Consider the following 17,713-nt stretch of genomic DNA (forward strand, 5'->3'; position numbering starts at 1 on the left):
TTCAAACAGCCCTTGATTGGGCACAATTTATGAAAATTATGCGTTATTCGCCTTAAATTCCTTTAATTTTTCAATTAACTGCGGTACTACCTCAAAGGCATCACCAACAATACCATAATCTGCAGCCTTAAAGAATGGCGCTTCTGGATCGTTATTGATCACTACTTTTATCTTACTAGAATTTATTCCTGCAAGGTGCTGGATCGCTCCAGAAATTCCTACTGCTATGTATAAGTTAGTAGCTACTGGTTTTCCTGTTTGTCCTACGTGCTCTCCGTGCGGTCTCCATCCCATATCACTCACAGGCTTAGAACACGCTGTTGCAGCTCCAAGTACATCTGCCAACTCTTCGATCATACCCCAGTTCTCTGGTCCTTTAAGACCTCTACCTCCTGAAACTACAACTTCTGCATCTGCGATAGACACTTTATCTGTTGCTTTATCTACAGATGTTACATTCACTGCAAAATCTTCATCAGCTAGTGAAGGATCAAAACCTTCAGCAGCAGCTGCTCCAGAAGCTTCCTTCAATCCAAATGCATTACTAGATAATCCGATAATTTTCACATCAGTTGTGATTTCGGTAATATTAAATGCCTTGTTCGTAAAAGCAGTTCTTTTTACTGTAAAAGGTGAAGCATTTTCTGGTAATGCGACTACGTTAGACGCATATCCTGCATTAAGATTAACCGCTAAAAGTGATGCTAAAAACTTACTATCTGCACTAGAACTAAGCACTACAACTTTAGCTCCTTCTTTTTCTGCAGCCTGTTTTAAAGCATCTGCATACGCTTTTGCATTAAAAGTCGCTAACTTATCGTTTTTAATTTCTAATACTTTATCAACTCCGTATGTACCTAGTTCACTACTACCATCAACGTTAACACTAACAGCGGTAACTGTAGTACCAAGCATATTAGCTACTTCTTTTGCATATGACGCAACTTCGAAAGCAGCCTTTTTAAATTTTCCTCCTTCACTTTCTGTATATACTAATACTGACATATTTATTTTTTTTATGTTGAACCTATATAAATAGGTATTACTTTAAACTTGTATTTTGTTAAATTGCTTTTGCTTCGTTATGCAATAGCTCTACTAATTGTCCTACATTATCAGGAGAAACTAGTGTTACATCACCTTTTGGTGCTGGCTTTTCGAATTTAACCGCTTTGGTTTCCTGAGTTGCTTCAACAGCCTCAACAACCGTAAGTGGTTTTTTACGTGCCATCATAATTCCTCTCATATTCGGAATACGAAGATCACTCTCTTCAACCAATCCTTTTTGTCCTCCAACAACTAATGGTAATTTTGTAGTAGAAGTTTCTTTTCCTCCATCGATTTCGCGAATAGCAGTTACAGAATCCCCATCTATTTCTAATCCGATACAAGTATTGATAAAATTAGCTCCTGTAAGTCCAGCTAACATACCAGGTACCATTCCACCATTATAATCTATTGACTCTCTTCCTGCAATCACAAGATCATATCCTCCATCTTGAACTACTTTAGCTAACTGTTTAGCTACATAAAATCCATCAGTAGCTTCAGTATTTACTCTTATTGCATTATCTGCTCCTATTGCTAAAGCTTTTCTTAAAGTTGGTTCAGTTTCTGGTCCTCCTACATTTACAACATCTACTGAAGCTCCTTGCTTCTCCTTAAACCACATAGCGCGCGTTAATCCAAATTCATCGTTAGGATTAATAACAAACTGTACTCCATTTGTGTCAAACTTCGTATCTCCTTCTGTAAAATTAATTTTAGAAGTTGTGTCTGGCACATGGCTAATACATACTAATATTTTCATTTTATATAGGTATTTTTTGAGAATTTAATAATAAAAGCGAAGGTACAAATAAAATGTCGAATTTACTATGCATGCATAATAAATTTTTTAATTTTCTGTATTTGGTAACGCCTATTAATTGCTACTTTTGCCTTTCGTGTAGCACAAAATTAAATATTTATAAATGAAAACGATACAATTCAGAGAAGCTATTTGTGAAGCAATGAGCGAAGAAATGCGACGAGATGAATCCATTTACCTAATGGGTGAGGAAGTTGCCGAATATAATGGAGCATATAAAGCTAGTAAAGGCATGCTTGATGAGTTCGGACCAGACAGAGTAATCGATACTCCAATCTCCGAACTTGGTTTTTCTGGTATAGGTGTAGGTAGTGCCATGAACGGTAACCGTCCTATTATCGAATTTATGACGTTTAACTTCTCATTGGTTGGAATTGATCAGATCATTAATAATGCTGCAAAGATGAGACAAATGAGTGGTGGTCAATTTAATGTTCCAATCGTATTTAGAGGACCAACTGCTTCTGCAGGACAATTAGGTGCTACTCACTCACAAGCTTTTGAAAACTGGTTTGCTAATACTCCTGGATTAAAAGTTGTTATCCCTTCTAATCCTAAAGATGCAAAAGGATTATTAAAATCGGCAATTCGTGATGATGATCCAGTGATCTTTATGGAAAGCGAACAAATGTATGGTGACAAAGGAGAAGTTCCTGAAGGAGAATACACTATCCCATTAGGTGTTGCTGATATTAAAAGAGAAGGTAACGATGTTACTATCGTTTCTTTCGGGAAAATTATTAAAGAGGCGTATAAAGCTGCTGATGAGCTAGCGAAAGACAATATTTCTTGCGAAATAATTGATCTTAGAACTGTGAGACCTTTAGATTTAGAAGCTATTTTTACTTCTGTAAAGAAAACAAATAGGTTAGTTATTCTAGAAGAAGCTTGGCCTTTAGCAAATATTGCATCTGAGATTACTTATCAGGTTCAATCTAACATTTTTGATTATCTAGACGCACCTGTTATAAAGATAAATACGGCTGACACCCCTACTCCATATTCTCCTGTTTTATTAGAAGAATGGTTGCCAAATAGTACAGATGTTGTTAAAGCTGTCAAAAAAGTAATGTATAAATAAACTGAACCCTTTTAATTTGCGCTTCAAGTTTTTTTTAAGATTTTGATTCGCTTAATAAATGTTGGCTCGAAATTTGATAAAACAAAACGAGTTTACACAAACGATATAAGGGTACTTTGAAATACAAAATTGATTTTTTTACACATTAAAAATGTTTTGCATTAATCATTTTGCAAAGCATTTTTAAATTTGTGCTTAAAAATAGTAGGGTATTTTTATATTGGTGTGTTTTAGAAAAAACAACATTTACATTTATTGATGAATATGTGGTAATTGAATTCAAATTGAAAATTTCAAGATAATAGGGAAATGAAAATACAAACCTTTATTATTTTAAATTGATTGTTATTTAAGAACTACTGTGTCATCATAATTATTTAAGAATATTAGATGAGATATTGGGTTTTAGGGTTTTTATTTTTAGTATGTAGTAACTCCTTCATTCTTGCACAAACCAAAGTAAGCGGATATGTTTACGACAGCAACAAACAAGCAGTTCCATTTGCCAACATAGTTTTTGTTAACTCAACTATCGGTACTATTACTGATGAAAATGGTAAGTTCTACATGGAGTCTGACGAGAATCATAGTAGCATTAAAGTCTCTTTCTTAGGTTTTCAAACCAAAACAGTAAAACTAACGAAACGAACTACCTACAATATGGAAGTAGTTCTCGAGGAAGAAGCAGCATCATTGGATGAAGTTGTCATTTATAAAGGAAAAACCTCCAAAAAAAACAATCCTGCTATTGATATACTTCGGAAAATCTGGGAAAATCGCAGGGAAAATGGTGTCAAAAAGTTCAAACAATATAATTACGACAAGTATGAAAAGTTAGAGTTTGACCTTAATACCATAGATAGCGCCCTGGTAAACAGTCGAATTTTTAATGGTATGGAGTTTATTTTTGAAGATATCGATACTTCAAGAATCACTGGTAAAACCTATTTACCCATATTTCTTAACGAAGCTATTTCTAAAGTTTATGGTGATAATGAGATAAATGAATTTAAAGAAGTACTAAAGGGAAATAAAAATGCAGGATTTAGTGATAATCAAACACTAATTGCTTTTGTAAAAGATCTTTATTCTGATTATAACATCTATGACAACTACCTAAAGTTTTTCGACAAGAGTTTCACCAGTCCTTTGTCAAGAACAGGGATTAACGTATATAACTATGTGCTCACTGATAGTGCCTATATTGGAAATAAATGGTGCTATAATATTGTATATTATCCTAGGCGTAAAAATGAGCTTACCTTCAAAGGAGACTTTTGGGTAAATGATACTACTTGGGCGATTAAAGAGATCAACCTAGAGGTAACTAAAAGTGCCAATATCAACTGGGTAAAAGACTTGTACATAGAACAGGAATTTGATGTACTTAATGACTCCATATTCTTAATTACTAAAGATTATTTTCAATCTGATTTTGCATTTAACAAGAAAGAAAAATCAAGAGGTGTTTATGGAAAACGGACCACATTATATGACAACTATAAATTCGATCAAAAGAAAGATAAAAAATTTTATCAGAGCCAGGTAGATCCATATAATCAAGACATTTATAATCGTGATGACTCCTTTTGGGCAAATGCCAGGATGGAAGAATTAAATAAAGATGAAAAGAAAGTCTATAAACTTCTAGATACGTTACGAACGGTTAAAGCTTTTAAAAGGCTCTACAATGTAGGAACTATTTTAGCAACAGGATATGTAGAATTTAATGGATGGGATTTTGGTCCGCTATTCTCCACAGTAGGATTCAATGCTATCGAAGGATTCCGATTACGAGCTGGAGGTCGCACTTATTTTACGGCGAATGATCGATGGAGGATTGAAGGCTATGGAGCTTATGGTTTAAGAGACAATAAATTTAAGTACGGAGTCTCAGGTAAATACCTGGTGGACAGAAAATCGCGATTAATTGTTTCTGCCGGTAATCGCCGTGATGTAGAACAGCTAGGAGCAAGTCTCACCAACACTAACGATGTAGAAGGAAGGAGTTTAGCATCTTCTTCTATTGTTGCTACAGGAGATAATAATAGACTTACTTCGATCAACCTATCTGCATTTTCTATGCAAATAGAACCTAGAAAAAACTTTACTATCGGCGTCACTGGGTCCTATAGAACCTTGAAACCGGCTGATAGAGATTTATTTAGCTTAGATTTCTTTGATCCCGATACTGGAGAGGTGAAATCAGAAATCACTCAGGCAGAGATAGCTACAACACTCGCTTATTATCCTGGAAGAAAAACTACAGGATATGGAGTTGATAAAATAACGGTTAATGACGGTGATTATGCGCAACTATTTCTTAACTATTCCGTAGGTCTGGATCACATATTAGAAAGTGATTTTGAATATCAAAAAGTTCAATTTTTCTATAGACAACCCTGGAATATTGGAGGTTTCGGAGTGCTTAATAGTTCCATAGAATTAGGAAAAACGTTCGGAGAAGTCCCTCTAGGATTACTTAGTGTCGTGCCTGGTAACCAAACATATTTATCTATTCAAAACACATTTCCACTACTTAATTTTTACGAATTCGTTACCGACACATATGCGGCAGTACATATAGAGCATAATTTCAACGGTAGAATATTTTCTAGAATTCCTTTGCTTCGAAAATTAAACTTACGAGAACTTGTTGGAGTTAGAGGGGTTTGGGGTGAATTATCAGATGAAAACATTACTTTGGATGCATCTGGTTTTCTACAAACCGTTGGAGCACCCGATGAAGAAATTTATTGGGAATATAGCGTTGGGGTTGGAAATATATTTAAAATTTTCAGAATTGATTTCCATTTCCGAGGCAATTATTTCGATAATCCGGATGCTCGTGATTTTGGTGTCACAGGTTCTTTTGGATTCTATTTTTAGGTATATTTTTGGAGTACACTTTATCTTTTATTCATCTTTAGAGTTTTATTTCTTTTCTAAAAATGAAAGAATTGATTTTTACGAAAACCTTTTAGGTTACGATAACATTAAAATTTAGTAAAAAACCGTGTTATTTTTGGGAATAAATTTTAACCAACCCCTTGTAATACTTATATTTGCCGCCCATAAAAATGAGAATTAGAATATGAGCGCAGCAACTCGCGAAAGTTTCGATGTACTTATCGAAATACCAAAAGGAAGTCGTAATAAATACGAATATGACTTCGATATAAAAAAAATCCGTTACGATCGAATGATTTTTTCATCAATGATGTATCCCGCTGATTATGGTTTCATTCCTGAAACTATGGCATTAGACGGTGACCCTTTAGATGTATTAGTTTTGGTAACGGAACCTACTTTTCCAGGATGTGTTATAGAAGTTAAACCTATCGGAGTTTTCCACATGACGGATGAAAAAGGTCCTGACGAAAAAATAATATGTGTACCAGTTGCAGATCCAATAGCAAGCAAATTAGCTGATCTGAAAGAAATGAATCCGCATTTGATTAAAGAGATAGAACACTTTTTCCAAGTATACAAGGATCTTGAAGAAAAGAAAGTAGATGTTGGTGGCTGGGGTAATATAGATGAAGCCAAAGAAATCATCAAAGCTTGTGTTAAACGTTTTGAGGATATACAAGATAAACCTGAAGGATTATTTAGCATACACTAACCAAGAGCTATAAAATACTAAAAAAGCGCAATGTTTTTGATAAAACATTGCGCTTTTTATATTTATATGATTTTATTACATTTAGCGACTAATTAACTAAAAAGACTTTTAATGGAATCAAACATGATTTATATGCCAATTGTTTTGGCAGCACTGGGGCTTATTTATATGCTAGTTAAAAAATCTTGGGTAATGAAACAAGATGCTGGAGATGGTAAAATGAAAGAAATTTCAGATCACATCTATGAAGGTGCCTTAGCATTCCTAAATGCTGAATATAAATTACTTTCGATATTTGTTATAATAGTTAGTGTATTACTTACTATAGTTTCATTTATAGTCCCAACTACTCACTGGTTAATTGTTATCGCTTTTATTTTTGGAGCGGTTTTCTCTGCTTTTGCTGGTAATATAGGTATGAAAATAGCTACCAAAACAAATGTAAGAACTACTCAAGCAGCCCGAACTAGTTTACCTAATGCACTTAAAATATCTTTTGGAGGTGGTACTGTTATGGGACTTGGTGTTGCTGGTTTAGCGGTACTAGGATTGACAGCTTTCTTTATCATATTTTTTCACTTCTTTATGGGTGGAGAATGGACCAACACTATGGATATGACTGTTGTATTGGAGACATTGGCTGGATTTTCTCTTGGAGCTGAATCTATAGCATTGTTCGCTCGTGTTGGTGGTGGAATCTATACTAAAGCTGCTGATGTAGGAGCCGATCTTGTAGGTAAAGTAGAAGCTGGTATTCCAGAAGATGACCCTCGTAACCCTGCCACCATTGCAGATAACGTTGGAGATAATGTTGGAGATGTTGCCGGAATGGGTGCTGATTTATTTGGATCTTACGTAGCAACCGTTTTAGCTGCCATGGTATTAGGAAACTATATCATAAAAGACATGGGCGGAAACATTGTTAATGAAGGATTTAATGGAATTGGACCAGTATTATTGCCAGTTGCTATTGCTGGTGCTGGAATTATTATTTCTGTAATTGGAACAATGCTAGTAAAAATAAAAACCAATGAAGCTAAAGAAGCTCAAGTAATGGGAGCTCTTAATATAGGAAACTGGACTTCAATTGCTTTAGTAGCTGTTTCTTGTTTTGCGTTATGTACTTACATGCTTCCTGAAACTATGAAAATGGAATTTTTTGGAGAAGGACTTGTTGATATTTCATCTATGCGAGTATTTTATGCAACTTTAGTCGGTCTCTTCGTAGGTGGAGTTATTTCTGCCGTTACTGAATACTACACAGGATTAGGTAAAAAACCGATTTTAGAAATTGTACAAAAATCAAGTACTGGAGCTGGAACCAATATTATTGCTGGATTAGCTACAGGTATGATTTCTACTTTCTCTTCTGTACTATTGTTTGCTGGTGCTATTTGGGCATCCTACGCGTTCGCAGGTTTCTATGGAGTTGCAATGGCGGCCTCTGCAATGATGGCTACAACAGCAATGCAATTAGCCATAGATGCTTTTGGACCTATTGCAGATAATGCAGGAGGAATTGCAGAAATGAGCGAACAAGAACCTATCGTAAGAGAACGCACTGATATTTTAGACTCCGTCGGAAATACAACTGCTGCCACTGGTAAAGGTTTTGCTATTGCATCTGCTGCGCTAACATCTCTAGCATTATTTGCTGCTTATGTTACTTTTACCGAAATTGACGGAATCAATATTTTTAAAGCACCGGTATTAGCAATGTTATTTATTGGAGGAATGGTACCTGTTGTATTCTCTGCATTGGCTATGAACGCTGTAGGAAAGGCAGCCATGGAAATGGTATATGAAGTACGTCGTCAATTTAAAGAAATTGCTGGAATCATGGAAGGAACCGGGAAACCAGAATATGATAAATGTGTCGCTATTTCTACAAAAGCATCATTAAAAGAAATGATGTTACCTGGATTACTAACTATAGGATTCCCATTGGCAATTGCATTTATTCCCATGATTTTTGGAATGAATCATCAAGCAATTGCAGAAATGTTAGGTGGATATATGGCTGGTGTTACAGTAAGTGGTGTGCTATGGGCTATTTTTCAGAATAATGCTGGTGGTGCTTGGGATAATGCTAAAAAATCTTTCGAAGCTGGTGTAGAAATCAATGGAGAAATGACTTACAAGGGATCTGATGCTCACAAAGCAGCAGTAACAGGAGATACCGTTGGAGATCCTTTTAAAGATACTTCTGGACCATCTATGAATATATTAATCAAATTAACCTGTCTTATAGGACTTGTTATTGCTCCTATTCTAGGTGGACACACATCAGAAACTGCGGTTGCAGTCGTAAATGAAGAAATTGAAATAGTAAAATCAAAAGACACTTCTTCAAAAGAAATTCAAAAACAAATTGAAGTTACTATGGAAATGGATGGCGATATAGCTAAAGCAGAAGTATCTATAAAAACGACTATGAACGGTAAAACTTCAACCGAAATTAAAAAATTAGAAGGAACAGAAGAAGAAGTAAAAGCTAAAATTGAAGAAATTAAGGCCAGTTTACAATAATTGTAAAAGAAATAGATTAAAAAACCTCGCCCATTAGCGAGGTTTTTTATCTTTATGGATCAACGCCGAATGAATGTTTAAGAAAAAACCCTTACGAATCAACACCTATCTTGGCTATGGAACTAACTCTAGGCTTAGAGCTACCGGGAGAGCTTTAGAAGATGAAAACATTCGTTTTGATGGGAACACGAAAACATTTAGAACTCTTTATAATATTTATAAGCAATTTGAAAGTGACGAGGTTAAAAAGGTCCCTATTGAATTGAAGCTTTCTGAAACTCAAACATTCACAACGATAACAGATCTAGAAGGTTATTATCATTTCGATGAAAATTCCATTAACACGGATAATCTAATTAATGAAGAAGGATGGATACCTTATACCGTTTCTTATAAAATCCAGAACAAAAAAATTATTCAATCAAATATTTTTGAAGGCAGCATGTTAGTACCTTCAGCGAACGCATCCTATGGTGTTATCAGTGATATTGATGATACGATTTTACATACAGGTGTAGCATCATTGTTTAAATGGAGGGTTATTGCTAATACATTTTTCAAAAATTTTGATAGACGCCTCCCTCTAGAAGGAACAGTTGAGTTTTATCAAAAATTAAGAAAAGGTAAAAACTCAAAAACGACTAATCCTATTTTTTATGTGAGCAACAGTCCCTGGAATTTATATGACTATCTAAGTGCTTTTTTAAAAATACACGCTTTTCCTAAAGGTCCCATTTTACTCAGGGATTTTAGAACATTTTTGGATAAAACTCCAAAACTAAAAACACCTCACAAGTACACAGAAATAATCAACCTATTGGAATTATATCCTAATATGAAATTTATTTTAATAGGAGATAGCGGAGAGAAAGATGCAGATATCTATACGAATATTGCAAAAAAATATCCTAATAGAATATTAGCAATTTATCTAAGAAGCGTAAATCATAAGCGCAAAGAGAGAAGAATCAAAAAAATTATTGATTCTTTCGATATTGCACCCATACTGCTTGCCCACTCTTCATTAGAAGCAGAAGAACATGCAAGAGAACAAGGATTTATAGACTAATTTTTTAAACTTCGTACTTCCGATGTAAGAGCCAACATTGCATCTTGCAATTGTTTTATACTTGCTGTATCCGAATTTGCATCGATATTAAAACTTAGTTTACTATTCACCTCCCATAATTCTACTATTTGATGTGCCTTTATAGAGTAAGGAAGATAATCTGTATTTAAAGAAATTAAGGTTAATGCAGAAGAATCATCATTTTTCCTAACCTTTTTTACCACAACACTATCGTGTAAAACTACTACATACAATGCGTTGCTTCTTATTTCAGAAAGATTATTTACAGCTTTTCCTATCACCCATTCTTTAGGCTCAAGTACCGGTAGCATACTATCACCTTCTACTTGAAAACCTCTGTAAGTAGCATTTCTATACTCCGGAAGGGGAATATCAAAAGCAGGTAATTGCTGATACCAATCCACATCCTGTACATTATGAGGATAGCCAGCTGCGGCTTTTACATTAACAAGAACAATGTTTTCGTTATTCTCTGAATCTACGGTTACCATCTTTGGTGAAACATCACCGTTGTGTAACTGAATTTTTTTTTGATCACTTTCACCAAACAACCAAAGAGGATTTACTCCAAACTCCTGAAGTAGTTTAGAAACAACTTTTCCCGAAATTTTGGTTTTCCCTCTTTCTATATCCGCAGTAGAATTTTTAATATCTAAAACTCTGGCAAAATCAGATTGTGTAAAATGATTTTCCTCGCGAATAGATTTGAAGCGTTGAATGGTTTGGTTGGTTATATTATCCATACAACTTCGATTTATTTATTAGCATACATTTCTGTCACTAGGTTTTGGAGCAATTCTTAACAAATATACTATTTTTTGGAATAATTCCAATTTTAACATAATTTCATTTTTATTTTTTTGGAATTATTCCATAAATTTGGAAAAATTACTAGTTAACTATCATCTATGATACCACAAATCTTATTACATCGACCAGAATCTGAAAAAACAATACGATATTCTTTAAACAATTCTATACCTGTAAAAGAAGAATTACATAGAAGATTGACACAAAAGGGATATTACTTTCTTCAAGATCATAGAATTAATAATTACACCTTTGATTTTTATTGTCCTACTTTTAAAATCGCAATAGAGATTGATGGGTATGCGCATGAGTTTTCTGACGTGTACAACTTAGATGCTCCAAAAAAATTACATATTCATTCTTTAGGAATTACGGTACTTCGTTTTACAGATCATCAAATTCTTGTAGATATAGAAGAAGTTTTTAGAGCATTAAAACATCTCATAAATCAGCAAAACACCTCATCTTATGTCGTTTGACAGAATTCGCGAGAAATTATCAATTCTTGCAGATGCTGCAAAATATGATGTATCCTGCGCAAGTAGTGGAGTTAAAAGAGCTAACAAAGAAAAAAGTCTTGGTAACACTACAGCAATGGGCATATGCCATAGTTATACAGAAGATGGACGATGTGTTTCTTTATTAAAAATCTTACTCACCAATCACTGTATTTTTGATTGTGCTTACTGTGTAACGAGAAAAAGTAATGATATTAAAAGAGCTGCTTTTAAAATTCAGGAAGTTGTAGATTTAACTGTTAATTTTTACAGAAGAAACTATATAGAAGGATTATTTCTGAGTTCAGGAATTTTTAAAAGTTCTGACTATACGATGGAACGGTTAGTAGCAGTTGCCAAAAAACTACGATTAGAAGAAAACTTTAACGGTTATATCCATTTAAAATCTATTCCGGGCACTAGTGATGAGTTGATGAGAGAAGCTGGTTTATACGCCGATCGTCTTAGCGTAAACATCGAAATACCTACTGTATCAGGATTAAAACTTCTCGCTCCAGATAAAAAGCATGAAGACTTTATTAAACCAATGAATAAGGTGAAGAATGAGATTATACAGTATAAAGCCGAACGAAAACTACTAAAAAGTACTCCCAAATATGCTCCTGCTGGACAAAGTACACAAATGATCATTGGAGCAACTGGAGAAAGTGATAGAGATATCATGTACTCAGCTACCTACTATTACAAAAAATTCAATATGCGTAGGGTATATTATTCTGGATACATTCCTATTAGTAAAGATGATCGGTTACCGTCAATACATACAGAAGTTCCAATTCTGAGAGAAAACCGACTCTATCAAACAGACTGGTTATTGCGATTTTATGGGTTTTCCATTCAAGAGTTATTAAACGACGATCACAAAAATCTCGACCTAGACATAGATCCAAAACTCAGTTGGGCGTTAAGAAGTCCTGAAATCTTTCCGGTTGACATCAATAAGGCAGACAAAAATTTATTAGCTAGAGTACCTGGAATAGGAATGCAATCAGTGTATAAAATAATACAAGCTAGAAAATTTAGAAAATTAAATTGGAGTCATCTAAAAGCAATAGGCATTTCCCTAAATAGAGCAAAGTACTTTATCACCTGTGATTCTAAAGATAGTTACCACAAGGACATTTCTCCTACTCGACTTAAAAATGTGATACTCCGTAATTCATATAGTAAGCATCAAAAACACTTTAGTAATCAACTAAGTCTTTTTTCATAATTAATCATGGCACCTCATACTATATTACAATACGATGGAAGTTTTGATGGGTTTCTGTCGTGTGTATTTATGGTATATGAACAAAAAATACAACTACCACTAATACAGAAGCAATCTGAAGAAAACAACCAACTATTTACCATTTTCGAAATTGTACATACAGATAAAACAAAGGCAAAAAGAGTATGGGATGGCTTACGTAAAAAAGTTCCGAAACCACAAAAACGAGCAATTTTCAAAGCTTTTTTAAGTGAGATCAAAGGTGTAGAAAACACCCTTTTATCTTATATTCAAAATATTTTTGACACTTCGCAAAACATAGGTTTAGATTATAGTAACAAAGACATTTTAAAAATTAGCCAAGTTGCCAAAATGGTACAAAGAGAAAAACACCGTATGGAAGCCTTTGTACGATTTAAAAAAACAAAAGATGATTACTATGTTGCCACAGTAGAACCAGATTTCAATGTCTTACCATTGTTAATACGCCATTTCAAAGACAGATATGCAGATCAGAAATGGATTATATATGACATTAAAAGAGGATACGGTATATGCTACAATCTCATTAATATAGAATTCATTACAGTAGACTTTTTTTCTAAACTACGAACAACGATTGAAAAAGATGTATACTCCGCACAAGAAATGGATTTTCAAAAACTATGGAAATCTTATTATGATAGTGTAAATATAAAATCCCGAAAGAATTCAAAACTACATATACAACATCTTCCAAAGCGGTACTGGAAATACTTGATAGAAAAAAACGAATATTAAAATAAAATGTTAAATTTGACGTTGAATAACCCAATTAACTATATCTATCAATTATGAAAAGATTATTTTTAGGAGCAATCGCTCTAATGTTTGCAGTATCAGTTACGTCTTGTAAAGACACTAAAAAAGCTGAAGATGCTGCGGAAGAAGCTGTAGAAGAAGTAAAAAATGCTGCAGAGGAAGCTACAGAAGAAGTGAAAAATGCTGCAGAGGAAGCTAAAGAAGCTGCTAGTGAAGCAGTAGAAGAGGCTAAAGAAGCTGCTGGAGAAGTAGTAGATTCTGTTAAAGCTGCTGCTGGTGAAGCTGTTGACGGTGCTGTTGAAACTGCAAAAGAAGCTGCTGGTGATGCAGTTGACGCTGCAAAAGACGCAGTGAAAGACGGAGCTAATAAAGCTGCTGACGCCTTGAAAAAGCAATAATATATAGTAATATATATGTAAAACCATCTGCCATAGGCAGATGGTTTTTTATTTAAAAGGTTTTATTATTCAGAATTAACCCCTTTCCGAAAGGTGTATTATTTTCTTAATTAAGTTTGAAAGACGTTACTGATCCAACCATATTACTTTATCTTCCATTGGACTTCTCTTTGAAGAAATAGAATCATCGTCTTCATAATTTCCCAAATACAAAAATCCTAAACATTTTTCACCTTCTTCAAAATCAAAAAATTCATCCATATACTTTATAAGCCCAGGACTACTCCAATAGCATCCTACATGATGCGCTGCACAGGTTAACCACATATTCTGCACCGCCATTGACGTGGCAGCGATTTCCTCCCACTCTGGCACCCTTTCTTTATCATCACGTTTCATACATATCGCAATGATAGCACTTGCCAACGAACAATTATTTTTAATCTTCTTATGTTTAAAAGGAGAAAAACTATCTTCTGGTGTAATATCGGTGTAGGTATCCGATAAAAAGGTTCCTAAACGATCCTTTGCCGCTCCTCTAACAACTTTAAAACGCCACGGTTCTGTTAATCTATGTGTAGGTGCCCAGTTTGCATTTTCTAATAGTAATTTGATAAATTCCTCAGAAACAGGTTGATCATTATATTGTGCTGGAAAAATAGCTCTTCGTTCTCTTATTATCTGGTTTAAATACTCTTTATTCATTAATTTTACACTTTTCATGTAAAGTTATTATTATTATCGAGACGAATAACAACAAATCCTAAGTTATATATTTTGAATTTCCAAGTTCGTCTTCATACCTCAGAACAATTAGACAACCTATCGCTATCAGGTACTATTTTACACAATACTTTATCCAGTCTACAATTGGTAAATAGTTTATTTGGCAATCATAGGCAATTGTCCAAAACGACTCTCGATTATTGTTCTAAAATATATGATGGGAAAATCTTAAAAATTGTAGATCTAGGTTGTGGTGGTGGAGATACTGCTTATAAAATTTATAATCGCCTAAGTCAAGCAGGAATAAAAGTTTCAGTATTAGGAATTGATGGAAATCCTCAGAGCATAGCTTATGCAAATTCCAAATATGCGTATCACGATGAAATTACATATGAAACAGCAAACATACTAGATGATTCGTTTACTATACCCAAATGTGACATTGTAATTAGTAGTCACTTTATTTATCATTTTCGAGATATGGAGTTGGTTGACTTCATTAAGAAAACAAAACAAAAAGGGATTAAGCATCTTATCTTTAGTGAACTAAAAAGAAGTAAAGTTGCTTACATCTTATTTAAACTATCTAGTTTTATATTACCTCTATCATCCATGGCTAAATCTGATGGATTGACAGCTATTAAAAGAGCTTTTACTGTTGCCGAATTACAATCTATTTTAAAAAAATCAGAAGTAAAAAAGTATCAAGTAGATAAAAAATTCTGGTTTAGAACCTTAACAAAAATTGATCTTCACCAATGAAAGAAATTTTATTAAACCATTTCAACAATATAAAGAATACTCCAAAAACCCTACTATTAACTTACATTCTAGTCTATTTTACCTGGGGACTTGGAATGAATGCGTTCGGAGCGGAAATGGAAATCGCAAGATTTACTTATTGGTGGCAAGTAATTAGCTGTTATATTTTATATATGGTTCCTATTTCTATACTACTAAAAGAATATAATTTTTTTAATCAATACGCATATGGATTAGTAGCCATGGGAATACTGGAGTTTTTAGGATATTGGCTTCAAACTTCATATGTCTATCCTAATAACATCTTGGATAAATTATTTAATCCTCAAAATTTTAGTTTGGGAATGGCTCTATTTTTTGCCTTATACTTTCCAGCTGGAAACTGGTTAGTAAGTAAAATACACGGTGTCATTTTTAAAAAATAGGTACTTCTCTACTTTTTAATAAGAATAAATTGCTGTTTCCCTTGTTTTTTTACTCTGTATTTTTCCTGAATATCACTGGCTCCCTTTAGATCCAGAGAATCTTTTACATAAGTAATCCAGTCCTGACGGTGCACAATAACATTATCCAATATCACATCTGTTAAATTTGCATCTTCCAATTTAGTTCCCCACAAGGTGGCTTCGGTTAAATCTGCTTCTGTAAGATCAGCTCCATACAGCTTAGCATTTGTAAGATCGGCACTTAGCAATTCAGAATATTTTAAATTTGATTCTGTAAAATTTGTCCTTTTTAATATAGCATCTGAAAGATTAATTCGTTCCAAATTTGCTTCTGCTAATTCCCCACGTTCTAAATTGGCCGCTGGAAGGTTTACTTCTGACAAATTTGAATGATTAAGATTAATATATTTTAAGTTCACTCCTCTTCCTAAAAATATATCTTTAAAATAGGTATAACTAAAATCCGAAGCATCTAAAATCTCTCTATATGACTGATCCGCAAGATTACTTCGAATTAAACTAAATAACAATTGTCCTTTCTCTGGGCTTATTTTCTCATCGATCAATTTGCCATCCTCTTCGTACTTATAGGGTTTCATTGCCCTAGTCAAACTAGCAATTCTAGCTTCTAACACTGGACTTATGTTGCGCTCACTCGATCCTTTATATTTTAATTCTTCACTTAAATCAGAAAGTAAATTATCCATTATAAACACTAGAGAAGACCTTCTCTCCGCTTCTATTAACGCATTTTGGTTACCTACTAAAACATTTTGATTAATTACCAACCAAGTTTGAAACATTAAAATAATAGAAGGGATCAATGTAATTAAAACACCAAACAAACCAATTCTTGTAACTCTCCAAATAATATTAGAAGAAACATCAGATACGGTATCCACAGATACAGTATTTGTTTCTTTATACTCATTAATAGCATTATTAATGCTTTTTTTGAGACGAATTCCCAGTAATGGAACACTAGATTTTTTTAACAACCAAAAACCAACATTCTTTTTCTTCTCTCTTCTTTGCTTAATTTGATCTAGCTGACTTTGAAGAATTTTATTTTCCTTTTCTAACTGTTGTATTCGTTCTTGTTCGGACACTATATTGAGGGGTTTAGATTATAACGGTTTCAATATATTAAAGTTAATAGATTCACTCCAAATAAAAAAGAAAGCCTTTTAATCAAAAAAGGCTTTCCAAATCTAACATAATAAAATATAGTCCAAAAACCATACCCTTACTTTATATAGTTAGCGATATCGTCGGAAATATTTTCTATTAAAGAAGTATGTTCTTCTTGGTCTACTTGATTTATTATTTTTGCTAAAAGCATTACATAACTTTTTACGTAATCTATTTTATCAGAATCATTCACATATTCTTTACCATCAACCACAATGAAAGTAATCAGATTACGAATTACCTTTCTTAAATCTGATATACTAAGCTCTTCTTGAATACTTAAATGATTCTGGTCCATTTTCAAAAATTGAAATGAAATTTAGTATTCTAAGCTTTCAAGAATGAATATCTACGTTTAGAAAAATGAGGATTTCCGATAAAAAGCACGTTTCATCGATTTGGGCAGTAGTATCCTTATATTTTAAAATTCAAAATTAAATTTTAAAATATAAAGGGATTAAAAAAAGAGAAAACAATTATTGTCGTTTTATCAAATAAACCAAATTTTATGCCAAATCCTATTGTTTATCAATTATGGCATTCACCTTTCAAATTAATATCAACGCTAATAATCGATTGTTCAGAATCCATCCAAAAGAACCTTTGTCCTCTGATAAGAAATTATCAACCAAGTTTACATAAGTAATTATATT

The 17,713-nt window shown here is 33.5% G+C and carries 17 protein-coding genes; 11 read left to right on the forward strand and 6 right to left on the reverse strand.

Features of this window, described 5'->3' with window-relative positions; genetic code table 11:
• Nucleotides 1–36 precede the first annotated feature (36 nt).
• Nucleotides 37–1,005 carry an electron transfer flavoprotein subunit alpha/FixB family protein gene (locus ACWNT5_RS01320; protein ID WP_456516389.1) on the reverse strand — a complete coding sequence of 323 codons (969 nt, stop codon included), beginning with the start codon at nucleotides 1,003–1,005 and terminating at the stop codon, nucleotides 37–39.
• A gap of 58 nt (nucleotides 1,006–1,063) precedes the next feature.
• Complete coding sequence (locus ACWNT5_RS01325; RefSeq protein WP_299603307.1) at nucleotides 1,064–1,810, reverse strand: electron transfer flavoprotein subunit beta/FixA family protein; 747 nt, start codon at nucleotides 1,808–1,810, stop codon at nucleotides 1,064–1,066.
• Between the two features lie 163 nt (nucleotides 1,811–1,973).
• Here ACWNT5_RS01325 and ACWNT5_RS01330 point away from each other — a divergent pair, with 163 nt between their 5' ends.
• The 5 genes from ACWNT5_RS01330 (at nucleotide 1,974) to ACWNT5_RS01350 (ending at nucleotide 10,174) form a co-directional block, all read left to right on the forward strand.
• Nucleotides 1,974–2,951 (forward strand): pyruvate dehydrogenase complex E1 component subunit beta, encoded by a 978-nt coding sequence (locus ACWNT5_RS01330; RefSeq protein WP_299603309.1) that lies wholly within the window; start codon nucleotides 1,974–1,976, stop codon nucleotides 2,949–2,951.
• 390 nt (nucleotides 2,952–3,341) lie between these two features.
• Complete coding sequence (locus tag ACWNT5_RS01335; RefSeq protein WP_456516390.1) at nucleotides 3,342–5,840, forward strand: DUF5686 family protein; 2,499 nt, start codon at nucleotides 3,342–3,344, stop codon at nucleotides 5,838–5,840.
• Between the two features lie 205 nt (nucleotides 5,841–6,045).
• Nucleotides 6,046–6,576, forward strand: coding sequence for an inorganic diphosphatase (locus ACWNT5_RS01340; RefSeq protein WP_299603314.1), 531 nt, complete (start codon nucleotides 6,046–6,048; stop codon nucleotides 6,574–6,576).
• Nucleotides 6,577–6,687: 111 nt separating this feature from the next.
• Nucleotides 6,688–9,105 carry a sodium-translocating pyrophosphatase gene (locus ACWNT5_RS01345; protein ID WP_299603317.1) on the forward strand — a complete coding sequence of 806 codons (2,418 nt, stop codon included), beginning with the start codon at nucleotides 6,688–6,690 and terminating at the stop codon, nucleotides 9,103–9,105.
• 73 nt (nucleotides 9,106–9,178) lie between these two features.
• Nucleotides 9,179–10,174 (forward strand): App1 family protein, encoded by a 996-nt coding sequence (locus tag ACWNT5_RS01350; protein ID WP_299603320.1) that lies wholly within the window; start codon nucleotides 9,179–9,181, stop codon nucleotides 10,172–10,174.
• On the opposite strand, the gene ACWNT5_RS01355 is transcribed toward ACWNT5_RS01350, so the two are convergent.
• The gene (locus ACWNT5_RS01355; protein WP_299603323.1) at nucleotides 10,171–10,938 is read right to left on the reverse strand and encodes an XRE family transcriptional regulator; all 768 of its coding nucleotides are present in this window, start codon (nucleotides 10,936–10,938) and stop codon (nucleotides 10,171–10,173) included. The genes ACWNT5_RS01350 and ACWNT5_RS01355 overlap by 4 nt on opposite strands.
• A gap of 165 nt (nucleotides 10,939–11,103) precedes the next feature.
• Here ACWNT5_RS01355 and ACWNT5_RS01360 point away from each other — a divergent pair, with 165 nt between their 5' ends.
• From ACWNT5_RS01360 to ACWNT5_RS01375, 4 genes are read left to right on the forward strand one after another with little or no spacing between them, the layout of a single operon-like run.
• Nucleotides 11,104–11,484: a DUF559 domain-containing protein gene (locus tag ACWNT5_RS01360; protein WP_299895154.1), complete on the forward strand. Its 381-nt coding sequence runs from the start codon at nucleotides 11,104–11,106 to the stop codon at nucleotides 11,482–11,484.
• On the forward strand, nucleotides 11,474–12,736 hold the full coding sequence (locus ACWNT5_RS01365; protein WP_456516391.1) for a putative DNA modification/repair radical SAM protein: 1,263 nt from the start codon (nucleotides 11,474–11,476) through the stop codon (nucleotides 12,734–12,736). The genes ACWNT5_RS01360 and ACWNT5_RS01365 overlap by 11 nt, the downstream gene beginning before the upstream one ends.
• A 6-nt stretch (nucleotides 12,737–12,742) precedes the next feature.
• Nucleotides 12,743–13,516: a TIGR03915 family putative DNA repair protein gene (locus ACWNT5_RS01370; protein ID WP_456516392.1), complete on the forward strand. Its 774-nt coding sequence runs from the start codon at nucleotides 12,743–12,745 to the stop codon at nucleotides 13,514–13,516.
• 53 nt (nucleotides 13,517–13,569) lie between these two features.
• Nucleotides 13,570–13,935 carry a hypothetical protein gene (locus ACWNT5_RS01375; protein ID WP_456516393.1) on the forward strand — a complete coding sequence of 122 codons (366 nt, stop codon included), beginning with the start codon at nucleotides 13,570–13,572 and terminating at the stop codon, nucleotides 13,933–13,935.
• 126 nt (nucleotides 13,936–14,061) lie between these two features.
• Here the strand turns inward: ACWNT5_RS01375 and ACWNT5_RS01380 are convergent, their stop codons facing one another.
• Nucleotides 14,062–14,658: a nitroreductase family protein gene (locus tag ACWNT5_RS01380; RefSeq protein ID WP_299603333.1), complete on the reverse strand. Its 597-nt coding sequence runs from the start codon at nucleotides 14,656–14,658 to the stop codon at nucleotides 14,062–14,064.
• 54 nt (nucleotides 14,659–14,712) lie between these two features.
• Here ACWNT5_RS01380 and ACWNT5_RS01385 point away from each other — a divergent pair, with 54 nt between their 5' ends.
• Together ACWNT5_RS01385 and ACWNT5_RS01390 are read left to right on the forward strand one after the other, a co-directional pair.
• Nucleotides 14,713–15,423, forward strand: a complete 711-nt coding sequence (locus ACWNT5_RS01385; protein WP_456516394.1) for a methyltransferase domain-containing protein — start codon at nucleotides 14,713–14,715, stop codon at nucleotides 15,421–15,423.
• Nucleotides 15,420–15,848 (forward strand): hypothetical protein, encoded by a 429-nt coding sequence (locus ACWNT5_RS01390; protein ID WP_456516395.1) that lies wholly within the window; start codon nucleotides 15,420–15,422, stop codon nucleotides 15,846–15,848. The genes ACWNT5_RS01385 and ACWNT5_RS01390 overlap by 4 nt, the downstream gene beginning before the upstream one ends.
• 8 nt (nucleotides 15,849–15,856) lie before the next feature.
• Here ACWNT5_RS01390 and ACWNT5_RS01395 read toward each other — a convergent pair whose 3' ends face one another.
• On the reverse strand, nucleotides 15,857–16,978 hold the full coding sequence (locus tag ACWNT5_RS01395; protein ID WP_456516396.1) for a pentapeptide repeat-containing protein: 1,122 nt from the start codon (nucleotides 16,976–16,978) through the stop codon (nucleotides 15,857–15,859).
• Nucleotides 16,979–17,115: 137 nt separating this feature from the next.
• Nucleotides 17,116–17,358 (reverse strand): hypothetical protein, encoded by a 243-nt coding sequence (locus ACWNT5_RS01400; protein ID WP_299603342.1) that lies wholly within the window; start codon nucleotides 17,356–17,358, stop codon nucleotides 17,116–17,118.
• Nucleotides 17,359–17,713: the final 355 nt, after the last annotated feature.

This window comes from Aquimarina sp. 433, from assembly GCF_054054605.1.